General features: G+C 73.0%; 9 protein-coding genes. 6 read left to right on the top strand and 3 right to left on the bottom strand.

Annotated features, from left to right (window positions below):
• Positions 1-18 precede the first annotated feature (18 nt).
• From MQE23_RS09490 to MQE23_RS09475, 4 genes are all read left to right on the top strand, one after another.
• Positions 19-1,167, top strand: coding sequence for an ROK family glucokinase (locus tag MQE23_RS09490; RefSeq protein ID WP_020271920.1), 1,149 nt, complete (start codon positions 19-21; stop codon positions 1,165-1,167).
• Entirely contained in the window at positions 1,164-1,745 is a 582-nt protein-coding gene (locus tag MQE23_RS09485) for a hypothetical protein (protein WP_020271919.1), read from the top strand. Before MQE23_RS09490 ends, MQE23_RS09485 begins: the two co-directional genes overlap by 4 nt.
• A gap of 106 nt (positions 1,746-1,851) precedes the next feature.
• Positions 1,852-4,683, top strand: a complete 2,832-nt coding sequence (locus MQE23_RS09480) for a DEAD/DEAH box helicase (protein WP_243378863.1) — start codon at positions 1,852-1,854, stop codon at positions 4,681-4,683.
• A complete protein-coding gene (locus MQE23_RS09475; RefSeq protein WP_243378862.1) occupies positions 4,680-7,028 on the top strand; it encodes an SWIM zinc finger family protein in 2,349 nt (782 codons plus the stop codon). The genes MQE23_RS09480 and MQE23_RS09475 overlap by 4 nt, the downstream gene beginning before the upstream one ends.
• Before the next feature lie 47 nt (positions 7,029-7,075).
• Here MQE23_RS09475 and MQE23_RS09470 read toward each other — a convergent pair whose 3' ends face one another.
• Complete coding sequence (locus tag MQE23_RS09470; protein WP_037667305.1) at positions 7,076-7,336, bottom strand: GlsB/YeaQ/YmgE family stress response membrane protein; 261 nt, start codon at positions 7,334-7,336, stop codon at positions 7,076-7,078.
• Between the two features lie 255 nt (positions 7,337-7,591).
• Here MQE23_RS09470 and MQE23_RS09465 point away from each other — a divergent pair, with 255 nt between their 5' ends.
• Positions 7,592-8,167 carry a hemerythrin domain-containing protein gene (locus MQE23_RS09465; RefSeq protein ID WP_243378861.1) on the top strand — a complete coding sequence of 192 codons (576 nt, stop codon included), beginning with the start codon at positions 7,592-7,594 and terminating at the stop codon, positions 8,165-8,167.
• Between the two features lie 91 nt (positions 8,168-8,258).
• On the opposite strand, the gene MQE23_RS09460 is transcribed toward MQE23_RS09465, so the two are convergent.
• Complete coding sequence (locus tag MQE23_RS09460) at positions 8,259-10,163, bottom strand: SMI1/KNR4 family protein (protein ID WP_243378860.1); 1,905 nt, start codon at positions 10,161-10,163, stop codon at positions 8,259-8,261.
• Positions 10,164-10,216: 53 nt separating this feature from the next.
• Positions 10,217-12,124, bottom strand: a complete 1,908-nt coding sequence (locus MQE23_RS09455) for a CocE/NonD family hydrolase (RefSeq protein ID WP_243378859.1) — start codon at positions 12,122-12,124, stop codon at positions 10,217-10,219.
• 256 nt (positions 12,125-12,380) lie between these two features.
• Between MQE23_RS09455 and MQE23_RS09450 the strand changes: the two genes are divergently transcribed.
• Positions 12,381-13,955, top strand: a complete 1,575-nt coding sequence (locus MQE23_RS09450; RefSeq protein ID WP_243378858.1) for an AbgT family transporter — start codon at positions 12,381-12,383, stop codon at positions 13,953-13,955.
• Positions 13,956-13,976: the final 21 nt, after the last annotated feature.

The raw sequence follows: 13,976 nt of genomic DNA, 5'->3' as shown, positions 1-13,976 counted from the left end.
GAGGCAGAATCGGCGGCGATGAGCACCTACCGCGACTTCACCGCCCCCATCGGCTCCCGCCGTGCCACCGTGCTCCGCACCGTCGGCACCCGGGAGCGCCGCTCACACCTGACGGCACCCCGCGTACCGACGGTCGGCATCGACATCGGCGGTACGAAGGTGATGGCGGGCGTCGTCGACGCCGACGGCAACATCCTGGAGAAGGTCCGCACGGAGACGCCGGACAAGTCCAAGAGCCCCAAGGTCGTCGAGGACACCATCGCCGAGCTGGTACTGGACCTCTCGGACCGGCACGACGTGCACGCCGTCGGCATCGGCGCGGCCGGCTGGGTCGACGCCGACCGCAACCGCGTGCTGTTCGCCCCCCACCTGTCATGGCGCAACGAGCCGCTCCGCGACCGCCTCTCGGGCCGACTCTCCGTACCGGTCCTCGTGGACAACGACGCCAACACCGCAGCCTGGGCCGAGTGGCGCTTCGGCGCCGGCCGCGGCGAGGACCACCTCGTGATGATCACGCTGGGCACCGGCATCGGCGGCGCGATCCTGGAGGACGGGCAGGTCAAGCGCGGCAAGTACGGCGTCGCCGGCGAGTTCGGCCATATGCAGGTCGTACCCGGCGGCCACCGCTGCCCGTGCGGCAACCGCGGCTGCTGGGAGCAGTACAGCTCCGGAAACGCGCTGGTCCGCGAGGCGCGCGAGCTGGCCGCGGCCGACTCGCCGGTGGCGTACGGGATCATCGAGCACGTCAAGGGCAACATCTCCGACATCACCGGCCCGATGATCACCGAGCTGGCCCGCGAGGGTGACGCCATGTGCATCGAGCTGCTCCAGGACATCGGCCAGTGGCTCGGCGTCGGCATCGCCAACCTCGCGGCCGCCCTCGACCCCTCCTGCTTCGTCATCGGCGGCGGCGTCTCGGCCGCCGACGACCTGCTCATCGGCCCCGCGAGGGACGCCTTCCGCAGGCATCTGACCGGCCGCGGCTACCGCCCCGAGGCCCGTATCGCCCGGGCCCAGCTCGGCCCCGAGGCCGGCATGGTCGGCGCCGCCGACCTGGCCCGGCTGGTCGCCCGCCGCTTCCGGCGCGCCAAGCGCCGCCGGGTGGAGCGGTACGAGCGCTACGAGCGGTACGCGCAGTCCCTCCGCAGTACCCAGGAGACGCTGTGACCGCCTCGCTGCCGCACCAGGGCTCGTGGCCGGAGGGGGAGGAACGCCCGGCCGAGGACCGCCGCCACATGATCCGCCGCAGGGCGCTCACGCTCCTGATCATCGTGCTGCTCATCGGCGTTCCCGCCGGCTACCTGGTGATCTCCGCGAACCAGAGCCGGGACAGCGGCAAGGACAAGGAAGCGAAGTACTCGGCGACCGGCCTGACCGCGGGCTGGCCGTCCAAGCTGCAGCGCCGGATCTACCAGGTGCCCGTCCCGCACCCGGCCTGGCACGTGGCGTACTACGAGACCAACAACTGGAAGACCAGCCGCCTGTACGCCCAGTTCGAGACCAACGCGGCCGGTCTGGACGCCTATCTGACGGGCCTGGGCGTGACCCGGGCCGACCTGGAGAAGGGCCACATCACCATCGGCGCCCGCGACCGCAAGGTCACCGGCTGGAAGTTCCCCGAGGGCGACTCCTGGTACGGCTTCGTCCACCGGCAGAAGAACCCCGCGCCCACGCACGACGTGGTGGTGGACCTGTCCAACCCGGCGTATCCCTGGGTGTACGTGGTGTCGCGGACGGTGCCCTGACCCGAAGCCGTGCTCGGCCGTCGGGGTCGTCGGGGCCGATTGTCAGACCCCGCCCGTAGAGTCGGAGACAACTGATCCGACACGTGGGCGGGAGGTGACAGGACGTATGGGCGACACGGCTGCGGTGGCCGAGCGGGCGGGGGACGCGACGGTTCCGGTCCGGCTCCCGGCCGTCTTCCTGCCCGCACCCCTCCCGCGCGACGGGCGCATCGCCTTCTGGGACCCCGAGGGCGAGCCCCTGCCCACCGACGACACCCAGCTCACGGTCGTACGACGGCACGGCGCCGCGGTCCGGCGGCGGACCACCCCGGCGCTGTCGCTCCCGCTGGACGAGGCCCTGCCGCTGCTGGTGCGCGCCCGGCGCGACCCCGCGGCCCACCCCGCCACCGCCTGCTGGGGCGCCGCCGCCCTGCACGCCCTGCGGCTGACCGCGCGCGGCCGGCTGCTGCCCGGCCTGACCCCCACGGGCCACGACGCCTGGCGCGCCGGCCCGCTGGACCCGGACGACATCGCGCACCTGCGCGCGGTGGCCGCCGCCCTGCCGTACGAGGGGCATGCCGTCCCGCTGCCCGGCCCGGGCCCGATCCGCCTGCCCGAACCGGAAGCGCTGGTGCGCGCGTTCCTCGACGCGGTCGCCGACACCCTGCCGCGCACCCCGGCCGCACCCCACGCCGCGGGCAGACCCTTCGCGGCCCGCGACGCCCAGCACCTGCCGCACGCCCACGACTGGGCCGCCGAGGTCGCGGCCGGCATGGACGCCGGCGTGCGGATCTCGCTCCGGCTGGACCTCTCGGCGTACGACCTGTTCGACGACGCCCACGACGACGGCGCACGCAGCGCCGGTGCCGCGGTCGTCCAGGTGCACAGCCTCGCCGACCCCACCCTCGTCGCCGACGCGGCGGCGCTGTGGGCGGGCGAGGCGGACGACGCCTTCGGCCCACGCGCCCGGGTGGACGCGGCCCTCGCGGTCCGCCGCGCGGCCCGGGTCTGGCCGCCGCTCGACCGGCTCTCCGACCAGGACGTGCCCGACGTGCTGGCGCTGACCGAAGGGGAGCTGAGCGACCTGCTCGGTGTCGCTGCCACCCGGCTCGCCGCGGCCGGCGTCGCCGTGCACTGGCCCCGGGATCTGGCCCAGGATCTCTCGGCCGCGGCGGTGGTCCGGCCGGCCCCCGGCTCGGCGACCGACGGCACCGGCTTCTTCGAGAGCGAGGATCTGCTCCAGTTCCGCTGGCAGCTGGCGCTCGGCGGCGACCCGCTCACCGAGAGCGAGATGGACGCCCTCGCCGAGGCACACCGCCCGGTCGTCCGGCTGCGCGACCAGTGGGTGCTGGTCGACCCGGCCCTCGTCCGCAAGGCCCGCAAGCGGGACCTGGGGCTGCTCGACCCGGTCGACGCGCTGTCGGTCGCCCTCACCGGCACCGCCGACGTGGACGGCGAGACGGTCGAGGCCGTACCGGCCGGCGCGCTGGCCGCCCTGCGTGACCGCCTCACCGCGGGAGTACGCCCGGCCGCACCGCCGCCCGGCCTGCACGCCACCCTCCGCGACTACCAGCTGCGGGGCCTGGCCTGGCTCGACCTGATGACCTCCCTCGGCCTCGGCGGCTGCCTCGCCGACGACATGGGCCTCGGCAAGACCGTCACCCTCATCGCCCTGCACCTGAAGCGGGCCCGCCGCGAGCCGACCCTGGTGGTCTGCCCGGCCTCGCTGCTGGGCAACTGGCAGCGGGAGATCACCCGTTTCGCACCCGGCGTCCCCGTCCGCCGCTTCCACGGCCCGGACCGCAGCCTCGACGACCTGGACGGCGGCTTCGTCCTCACCACCTACGGCACGATGCGCTCCGCCGCCCCCGCCCTGGCCGGGCAGGCGTGGGGCATGGTCGTCGCCGACGAGGCGCAGCACGTCAAGAACCCCTACTCGGCCACGGCCAAGGCGCTGCGCACGATCCCGTCGCCCGCGCGCGTGGCCCTGACCGGCACGCCCGTCGAGAACAACCTGTCGGAGCTGTGGGCGCTGCTCGACTGGACCACCCCGGGCCTCCTCGGCCCGCTGAAGTCCTTCCGCGCCCGGCACGCCCGGGCCGTGGAGAACGGCGAGGACGAGGAGGCGGTGGAGCGCCTGGCCCGCCTGGTCCGGCCCTTCCTGCTGCGCCGGAAGAAGTCCGACCCGGGCATCGTCCCCGAGCTGCCGCCCAAGACGGAGACCGACCACCCGGTGCCGCTCACCCGTGAACAGGGCGCGCTGTACGAGGCGGTGGTGCGCGAGTCGATGCTCGCCATCGAGACCGCCGAGGGCATGGCACGCCGGGGCCTGGTGCTGAAGCTCCTGACGTCGCTGAAGCAGATCTGCAACCACCCGGCGCTGTACCTGAAGGAGGAGCCCGCCCGGGCCGGCGGCGACCGGCTCGCCGCCCGCTCCGGCAAACTCGCGCTGCTGGACGAGCTGTTGGACACGCTGCTCGCCGAAGACGGATCCGCCCTGGTCTTCACCCAGTACGTCGGCATGGCCCGCCTCATCACCTCCCACCTGGCCACCCGGGCGGTCCCGGTCGACCTCCTCCACGGCGGCACGCCGGTACCGGAGCGGGAGCGCATGGTGGACCGCTTCCAGGCCGGCTCGACCCCGGTCCTGGTGCTGTCCCTCAAGGCGGCGGGCACCGGCCTCAACCTCACCCGCGCGGGCCACGTCGTCCACTTCGACCGCTGGTGGAACCCGGCCGTCGAGGAACAGGCCACCGACCGCGCCTACCGCATCGGCCAGACCCAGCCCGTCCAGGTCCACCGCCTCATCACCGAGGGCACGATCGAGGACCGCATCGCGGAGATGCTCCAGGCCAAGCGCGCCCTCGCCGACGCGATCCTCGGCTCCGGCGAGTCGGCCCTCACCGAACTGACGGACCGTGAGCTGTCCGACCTGGTCTCCCTGCGGAGCACGCCATGACGCCCAGCCCGGCCGACGAGGCCCGCCGGGCCCTGCGGGCGGCCCGGGAACAGGCTCACCGGAACGCGGAGACGCCCTCTGCTCCCCACCCGTCCGGGCGGCCCACCGGCCAGGAGGAGACTCCCCGTCCGGCAGACGTGGCCCGCGAGGCACTGCGCAGGGCAGTCTCCGAGCACCGGCGTGGCGAGGGGTCGGCGAGCGACGTGGGCGCGTTGCGGGACGCCGATGTGCCCGGCGAGCTGCCAGGCGGTACCTCGGAGGGCAGGGTGGGGCCCGCCGGGTCCGGGGGTTCCGGTGCCTCGGATGGAGCGGAGGGTTCCGGCGTTTCGGGTGGTTCGGAGGGGGCGGGTGCCTCCGGTGCCTCGGGTGGGCCGGAGGGTTCCGGCGCCCAGGGGCGGCCGGACGGTTCGGACGCCCCCGGCGGGCCGGACAGTTCCGGCGCTGCTGGCCGGTCGGACGGCTCCGGCGGTCCGGGTGGTTCGGAGGGGGCGGGTGCCTCGGGTGGGCCGGAGGGTTCCGGCGCCTCTGCCGGGCTCGGCAGCGCCTCCGCCGGGCCGGACGATTCCGGCGCTTCCGCCGGGCCGGACCGTACCCGCGCCCCGGGGAAGTCCCCGGCCGAGACGCACTCGGCCGGTGCTCCCGCTGTCGTGGAGGACCAGCCCACCGCCGTACCAGCGGACAGCCCGGCCGTGGGTGACGACGACGGCCCGGGGACGAGCGCGGCGGACATCGCGCGCGAGGCACTGCGCGCAGCACGGCAGGACGCGCGGCGGGCCCGGGAAGAGGCCGAGAGCGCGGGACGCCGGTCGCGGCACGGCCGGGTGGGTGAGCGGTCCAGGGCCGGTCGGCAGGCGCGCGGGCACGCCGCCGGCGGGGGAGTGCGGGACGTACGGAAGTTGCTGGCCGACGCTTTCCGAATGCCCGCGGACACGGACGAGTCGGAGGCGACGCCCGAGGGCCCTGACGAAACCGCCGAGCGCGCGCCCCACGGCATGCCCGACTCGTCTCACAGCCTTGCCGACCCCACTCGCACCCCCGCCCCCTCAGCCACCCGACCCGAGACTCCTCGGATTTCCCACTCCATGGCCGCCCCCGACCGCGACACCGAGCTCCGCCGTACCTTTCCCGCCTTCCCGCCCCGGGACCCGGACGGCAAGGGCTTCGCCGAGAGCTGGTGGGGAAACGCGTGGGTCGCAGCGCTGGAGCAGGGCGCGCTGGACGCCAAGCGGCTGGAGCGCGGGAGGGGTTATGCCGGACAGGGGCATGTCGACGCCATCACCGTGACGCCCGGCCTGGTGCTGGCGTACGTGCGGGGCAGCCGTCCGCGCCCGTACCGCGTGCAGGTGCGGCTGCGCACGCTCGACGACTCCGACTGGGAGCGGTTCCTGGACGCCGCCGCCGACCGGCCCGGGCACATCGCGGCACTCCTCGACAAGGAGATGCCCCAGTCCCTCGCGGACTGCGGCGTGCCCCTGCTGCCGGGACCGGGCGATCTGGAGCCGCGGTGCAGCTGCCCCGACCGGGGCCACCCCTGCAAGCATGCCGCCGCCCTCTGCTACCAGACCGCGCGGCTGCTCGACGCCGACCCCTTCGTCCTGCTCCTGCTGCGCGGCCGGGGCGAACGCGAGCTGCTCGACGCGCTGTCCCGGTTGAGTGCCACCCGTGCGGCGCGCGCCGCCCAGGACAGGGGACCGGCGCCGCTGCCCGGAGTGCGGGCCGGTGACGTTCTCACGCCGCGCGCCCTCCCGCCCCTGCCGGCGCCGCTGCCCCCGCCCCCGCACCCCGAGCAGCCCCCGGCCTACCCGGCGGCCCCCGGCGGCCCGGACCCGTTCGCGCTGGACCAGCTGGCCACGGACGCCGCCGCCCGGGCCCACGCGCTGCTCACCACGGGCCGTGACCCGGTCGGGCAGCTGACGCTCTGGGAGGACGCGGTGCGCCTGGCCGCGGCCCGCCCCGGCTCGGGGCTCACCGCGGGCACCCGGGCGCTCTACTCCTCCCTCGCCTCCGCAGCGGGCCGCACCCCGTCGGAGCTGGCCCGCGCGGTCGCCGCCTGGCGCCAGGGCGGACCGGAGGGCCTCGCCGTACTGGAGGAGCCGTGGGATCCGCCGGCCGGCCGGTTCGACCGGGCCCGTCCGCTGCTCCTCGCCGCCGACCTGCCCGCCTTCCGCCCCTGGCGCAACCACCTCACCCACCCCCAGGGCCATGTGCAGCTCCGCCTGGGCCGCGACGGCCTGTGGTACGCCTACGAGTCCGAGCCGGGCCACGAGGACTGGTGGCCCCGGGGCACCCCCGACCTGGACCCGGTCGGCGCCCTGACGGGCCTGGGCATACCGAGCGACCTCTGAGAGCCGGGACACTGACCGGACTCGACCATGGTGCACACGGCGCGGTGTCAGGCGTGTCGTCGGGCCCACAGCGGGGTGACGAATCCGATGAGGACGGCGGCGATGCCGATCTGGAAGACGTGGCGGATCCAGTCGATGCCGCCGGTGTCGCGCACACCGAATGCGGTGGCGAGCGCGTTGCCGGCGACGGCGCCGACGATGCCCATGAGGACCGTCAGCCACAGGGGGATGGGTTGACGTCCGGGGAGGACGAGCTTGGCCAGCAGGCCGATGACGAGCCCAGCGATGATCGCCCACAGGAACGACACGACAACTCCTTCCATTCGTTGCCCTTTTGGGCACGACTCCGTGTTCCCGTCGAAGGCCGCCATAAGCGTCGTCTGTCACACGGACCTGCACGCCGGTCATGGGAGGCAACCCGAGCGGCCGCGGCCGGATTCTGTCGGCCACCGGAGTGAAGTGCTGGACCGGCGTGAGGTTGTGGGTGCGGGCGTGGCAGGTATCCGTGCTGGGCGGTGAGCCGGTGGACACCCGGCCTCGGGACGACAAGGAGTGGAGAACCCATGGGACACGGCGGCAACGTCATCCAGGAACTGACCGCGGATCACCGCGAGGTGGAGGACCTCTTCTCGCAGATCGAAGCACTGCCCGAGGCCGATGAGCGGCGGCGTGAACTGGCGGACCGGCTCACCATGGAGCTGATCCGGCACTCGGTGGCCGAGGAGGAGTACCTGTACCCGACGGTGCGCCGGTACGTCGACGGGGGAGACGACCTCGCCGACAAGGAGATCGCCGACCACAGCGAAGTCGAGCGCATGCTCAAGGAGCTCGAAGACTGCCGACCCGGGGACGGGCGTTTCGACACGCTGATCCTGCGGCTGAAGAACTCCGTCACGGCGCATGTCAACGACGAGGAGAACCGGCTCTTCCCGATGCTGGCCGACGTCTGCTCCGCCGCCGCCCTGGAGGAGCTCGGTGAGAAGGCCCGATCGGCCAAGGAGCATGCTCCGACCCGTCCGCACCCGTCCGCGCCGGACACCCCGCCCGCGAACAAACTCCTCGCGCCCGGCACAGGCATGGTCGACCGCCTGCGCGACATGCTCACCGGGCGCGGAAAGCAAGACCCCGGGGCCGGCTGACCGGCGGAGCCGGATGGGTGAGGGCAACCGGCTGTGCCGCCCGGCCGGCCGGCCCCGCTCCGAACGAGGTCGGCTGTCGCCCACCACTTCCTCATGAGCCTTCATGGTGTATGCGGATCACCATGTACGTCTCTCCATCCCTGGGCGGCCGCGTCCAGGAACGGGTGGCGAACGTGTGCAGCCGCCCGTTCACGATCGCGTGACGCGGCAGATGGGCACCGAACTCCCCGGCCACCGCTTCCAGCAGCGACCGTTCCGTCCCTACGCCGTCCGCCAGGTCACCGAAGAACCGGCTCGGATCCAGCGGCCGCGGTATCTCCCCGCTTGACCGGACCTCTCCGTCCGCGTACGTGAAGGCGTACTGCTCGGCACCGTCTCGCGCCACCGAAAGGTGGAAGAACCGCTCCCCGTGACTCTTCCTGAGCCCGCTCCACACCACCACCGCGCGCGTGCCCTCACTGGCGGCGGCGGCCGGGGAGACGAAGCGCCGCTGGTCGAACGGGGCGGGATCGCCGTCGAAAGCGAAGCTCCAGCCGGTGCCGGCCCGGCCGACCGCCATGAGAGCCCTGTCGTCGTAGGACGAGAACTCCCGCCGCTCGTGCAGCGATCTGCGGCGCGTCTCCCAGAAGGTCATGGGTTCGTTCAGCACGGTGCCGTCCCCGTCCGCGAGGCGTCCGGGCAACTCCTCCGGCTCCACCCCCTCCACCAGGACGAACCGGTAGGACGTGCGGTTGTTGCCGGGGTCCGGCTCCGCGAGCCACGCCAGGTCACCCGGGTCGAGCCCGGCCGTCGGCCCCGGGACCTCGCCGGTCTGCCCGCCTCGTGGCGTGGACAGCAGCTCGCGACCCCGCTCCGGGGTCAGCAGCGGCCCGAGTACGGGGTCGGCCACCCATCCCAGCGGCGCCAGGTGATCAGGTCCCAGCGGCTCCCACAGCGGCAGAGCGTCCCTCAGCGTCCGCCATGCCCCGTCGGTGTCTCCCCACCGAGCGAGCTCCCGCGCCCGCTCGACCGCTTCCCCGAACGGTCCGGCCGCCGTGTACCGGTACGTGCCGTTCCGCACCTGATCCAGCGTCGCGTAAGCCAGCGACACCAGCCCGTCGTCGGCGCCCCGCAGATGGAACGTCAGCGTGGAGTCGTCCCGGTACGAGTGCGCCGCGTGCTCGGCGACCAGCGGTGGCAGCAGCTCGGCAGCGTACTGCGGGTCCGTGACCAGCCCGTCGAAGTACACCATGTAGGTCTCTCCGAGCAGGCGGCGTATCTGGTCGCCCAGCCCGGCGGCCCGTGGTCTGCCGTACTCCTTGGCCTCGTCCAGGACCTCCCCGGCCCGTTCCCAGCCGCCGCGCAGCGCCTCCAGCCGGGCCTCCTCCACCATGGAGTCCAGCTCTTGTGTCGTGTCGTTGACGAACACCGGCTCCTCGTCACTGCCTTGTGCGCGCAGGCTGTGGAACTCCCGGTACCTGTCCTGCATGAACTCGAGGAAATTCGCGTGGCGCTGGGGTGGCTCGGCGAGCCAGCTCGCCCACGTGTAGACAGCCCACTCACCGTCCTCGTCCACGTCCTCGGGATCCAGGAGGACGTGGGTGGCGTCGGACTCGACGTCGAGCTGCAGCCCGCGCCGCCAGATGTCCGCCTCCCGTCGCTCCTCCGGGTCGGCGTCCTCGTCCAGGTACTCCTCGAACATGTCGGCGAGTCCCGACTCGTTGTCGTGCCAGTGCGCGTCCTCGGTCCCCGCCAGCAGCCACACGAATCCGCCCGCGTGCCGCCACCCGTCGCTGACCTCGAGGAACTCCCGGTACGACGGGGGCATCCGTCGGCCGAGGCGCTCTTCCATGGCTGCGATCCGCTCCTCCGGCGCGGCCGGGAACCCGAGCCAGCGCGCCCGCCACGCGGCCTCGTCGTCCGCACTCCGCGTCTCGCCGTCCGGCAGGGAATCCGCCCACTCCCCGCTCCACCTGAGCAGGAAGGACCGCCAGTCGAATGCCGTGGTGTCCGTCATGTTCCCGATGCTGCCACCCACCACTGACAACGCTCCGCTGCGCGGCTGTCCGGCTACGCGAGTGCGTCCGCGCCTCCTTCCAGCCACAGTCGCAGGTGGGAAGGGCGCCCCGCATCCATGTGCACCGTGTTCGTGGCCACGGCGGTGCGGCGGGCTGCTGCCTCCGGTTCGCCGGTGTTGGTGTTGACGTCGAAGCGGGGGAAGTTGCTGGAGGAGACGTCGAGCCGGATGCGGTGGCCTGCGGCGAAGCGGTTCGCCGTGTCCGGGGCGGTGACCTCGATCTCGTAGACCTCGCCCGGAATGAGCAACTCCGGTCGCTCGTAGGAGCGGTGGAAGCGGCAGCGGACGATGCCGTCGGTGAGATTCATGGCGAAGCCGTGCGGGTAGTCGGCGTTGGGCGGATGGACGTCGATCAGCTTGATGGTGAAGTCGGTGTCCGGGGCCGTCGTCGAGATGTGGAGCCTTGCCGACACCGGGCCGGCCAGCACGACGTCCCGCTGGAGTGGCGGGGTGCTCAGGCTGATCACGTCCGGGCGGGAGTCCAGCGGCAGGTACGGCTCGCGCGCCCCGTAGACCCGGGCGTCCGGGGCGTTCTGGTCGTACGCCCCGCCCGTCATCACCGGTTCGCCCGAGGTGACTTGGCCCCCCATGGTGGGGACCGGGCGGCGCGGGTCGAAGTCGTAGGCCACCGCCGCCGTGGCCACGGTGGGCGGGGCGGTGGTGAGGGCGCCGTCGGTGGTGAGGTACAAGGCGACGGGCGCCGTCGACGCCGGCGGCCACCGGGTGTCGGTGCGCCATGCGCCGCCGTGCCGCATCCGCCCTGCCGCATCACGTCGGCCGTCGCCGCCGCCCATCAGGAAGTACTGGACGGCGGGGAGGTCTCGGCTCCCCGGATCTCCCTCCCGGCCCAGCGCCCGGTCGAACCAGCGGCGGCGGAACTCCAGGTACGACGGGGCGAGGTTGCCGTCCAGGGTCGCCCGCGGACCGAAGTCCACGTCTCCGGCGTACGTCTCGCAGTGGTGCCCGTGCGTCCACGGTCCCATCACCAGGTAGGACGGTGCCGACTTCAGTGCGCGCAGGGCGGTGAAGTTCTCGATGGTGGAGCGGACGTACGGGTCGTACCAGCTGCCCATGTGCAGGCTCGGCGCGTCCGGGAAGCGCTCGTAGAAACCTCGCCCGTATATCGCCGGGTTGCGGTAGTAGTCCCCGAAGGCGTCCTGCCGCCACTGCTCCAGCAGGAAGTCCTCGTACGCCGACAGGTGCCGCAGCGGCGTGCAGCCCCGCCGCCACGGCATGGCGCCGAACCAGCCCGTCAGGTCCACGCGCCGCAGTTCCTCGGCCAGGACCGGATCCGCCCCGGCCTCCGGGCTGTGCACCGCGTGCCGCAGTGCCCAGGTCACCTGCTTCAGCTCGAAGGCGCCGCCCATCCGCATCCCGGCGTCGTACGCGGAGGAGAAACCGCCCGAGTCCTGGAACATGGCGGCCAGCCCCGTCGTCCCTTCGGCGGCCGCGGCTGCCTGGACGTGGGCGGAGTAGGACACCCCCGTCATCACGACCCTGCCGTCACACCACGGCTGGTCCCTGAGCCAGGCGATCGTGTCCGCCCCGTCCGGGCCTTCGCCGAGGTACTTCACGAACGTCCCCTCGGAGTCGCCGCGTCCCCGGCAGTCCTGCCGTACGACGTGGTAGCGGGCGTCGGTGAAATGCCGGGCGATGTCCTCGGGCCGCGGGACCGGCGCGTCGCTGCGGTCCTGGTCCGAACCGCGCTGCGCGCGCCGCCCGTACGGGGTGCGCTCGAGGAGCACGGGAAGCGCGGTCGCCTCCGGCTCGGCTGAGGCGGAGTACAGGTCGGCGGCGAGACGGACGCCGTCCCGCATCGGGATGCGCAGGGTACGGCGCCACAAGGCACCGCCCTGGAGGGGTTCGGGCCGGGGGGCGCGGGAGGTGTCGTACGAGGTCACTCCCGTGACGCTAAGCAATGGCCCAGATCATGGCGATCACTTGACGTCATCAGGTCAACTGTTCCGCAGGACGGTGACGGGGCCGGACACGGGACCTACTGTCGGCGCAACCCGAGAGCGCCCCGCGTGCCATCGCGACGGAACGTGACCCCGCGCGGCTCTGGGGCTCATTTCGCACCGCTCGCGGCGCAGCCGCGCCACGCCTTCGTTTCCCCGCCCTCTCCCCGCCCTCTCCCCATCCTCACTGGAGACCGCCATGAGCACACCCGACAGCCGCGCCGAGGATGTGCAGGCCACCGAGCCCGACGAGGGGGGCCGTGGCTCCCGGCTCCTCGACCTGGTCGAGCGCGCGGGCAACGCACTGCCCCATCCGTTCTGGCTGTTCTGGATCCTGTGCGGGATCGTCGCCCTCGTCAGCTGGGCGCTGAACACCTCCGGCCTGCAGGTCGAGGACCCCTCCTCGGGTGATCCGGTGGGCGTACGCAGCGCCCTGTCGGCGGACGCCGTACGGGACCTGATCGCCGGCGCCGAGGAGTCCTTCGTCACCTTCGGACCGCTCGGCACCGTGCTGATGGTGATGCTGGGTGTCGCGGTCGCCGAGCGGTCGGGACTCTTCGAAGCACTGGCCCGCCGCATGCTGTCGGGCCTGTCCCCGCGCACGGTCGTCCTGGGCGTGGCTCTGGGCGGCGTGCTGGGGAAGTTCCTGTCCGACTCCGCGTACGTCGTCCTCATCCCGCTCGGGGCGGTGGCCTTCCGCGCCGTGGGCCGCTCTCCCATGCTCGGCATGATCGTCGCGTTCGTGTCCATCAACGCCGCGGGCGACGCCAACCCGCTGATCGCCCCCGGTGACGCGCTGTTCGCCTCCGTGGCCACCGAGGCCGCCCAGCTCGTCGACAAGGGCGTGGTGGTCCGCGCGACGGACAACATGTACTTCACCACCGTCTCGGCGTTCGTGCTGGCCGGCACCATCGCCCTGGTCGTGGACAAGATCCTCGCCAGGCGCGAGCACCACCTGACCCCCGACGCGGACCTGGAAGCCGCCGCGGCAGGGCGGGTGGCTGCCGCCGGTGTCGACGACGCCACCGAGCTGCGGGCCCTGAAGCTGACCGGGCTGGCCGTGCTCGGCTACGCCACGCTGATCGTGCTCGCGATGCTGCCCACCTCGTCGCCCCTGCGCGGTGAGGGGGGCGCGATCGTGGAGTCGACCTTCATGAACGCCATCGCCGTCTTCCTCACCGTCTTCTTCCTGCTCATCGGTGCCGTGTACGGGCGGCTCACCGGGCGGATCAGCGGGAGCCGCGCGATACCGGAGTTCATGGCGGAGGGCGTGCGCTCCATCGCACCGCTGCTGGTGCTGTTCTTCGCCGTGTCGCAGTTCCTCGCCCTGTTCAAGTGGACCAACATCGCCACGGTCGTCGCGGTCGAAGGCGCCGATCTCCTCCAGCGGTTGGGCGCGCCCACACTGGTGCTGTTCAGCCTGTTGATCGTCGTGGTCGCGCTGATAAACCTCCTCATCACCTCGGGCTCCGCCCTGTGGACCCTGGTCGCCCCGGCACTGGTGCCGATGCTGATGCTGCTCGGCACCAATCCGGCCACCACCATGGCGCTCTACCGCATCGCCGACTCCTGCACGAACTCCATCACCCCGATGAGCACCTCGTTCATGCTCTGTGTCGGCTACCTCCAGACCCTCCGCCGCGAGGCCGGCATCGGCACCCTGGTCTCCTTCACCCTGCCGCTCGCCATGATCATGCTGATGGTCTGGGTGTCGCTGTTCTTCGCCTGGTACCTGCTGGGCATCCCGCTCGGCCCGGGCGCACCCGTGCGGTGAGCGCCGGCCGTACGCTGACGG

Origin of the sequence: Streptomyces sp. HP-A2021 (genome assembly GCF_022807935.1) — a bacterium.
Lineage (GTDB): Bacteria > Actinomycetota > Actinomycetes > Streptomycetales > Streptomycetaceae > Streptomyces > Streptomyces afghaniensis.
This window is presented reverse-complemented; position numbering and strand designations above follow the sequence as displayed.

Coding starts and splice junctions, on each gene's coding strand:
- MQE23_RS09490 (WP_020271920.1), top strand. CDS start 19: ATGAGCACCTACCGCGACTTCACCGCCCCCATCGGCTCCCGCCGTGCC.
- MQE23_RS09480 (WP_243378863.1), top strand. CDS start 1,852: ATGGGCGACACGGCTGCGGTGGCCGAGCGGGCGGGGGACGCGACGGTT.
- MQE23_RS09475 (WP_243378862.1), top strand. CDS start 4,680: ATGACGCCCAGCCCGGCCGACGAGGCCCGCCGGGCCCTGCGGGCGGCC.
- MQE23_RS09465 (WP_243378861.1), top strand. CDS start 7,592: ATGGGACACGGCGGCAACGTCATCCAGGAACTGACCGCGGATCACCGC.
- MQE23_RS09460 (WP_243378860.1), bottom strand. CDS start 10,163: ATGACGGACACCACGGCATTCGACTGGCGGTCCTTCCTGCTCAGGTGG.
- MQE23_RS09450 (WP_243378858.1), top strand. CDS start 12,381: ATGAGCACACCCGACAGCCGCGCCGAGGATGTGCAGGCCACCGAGCCC.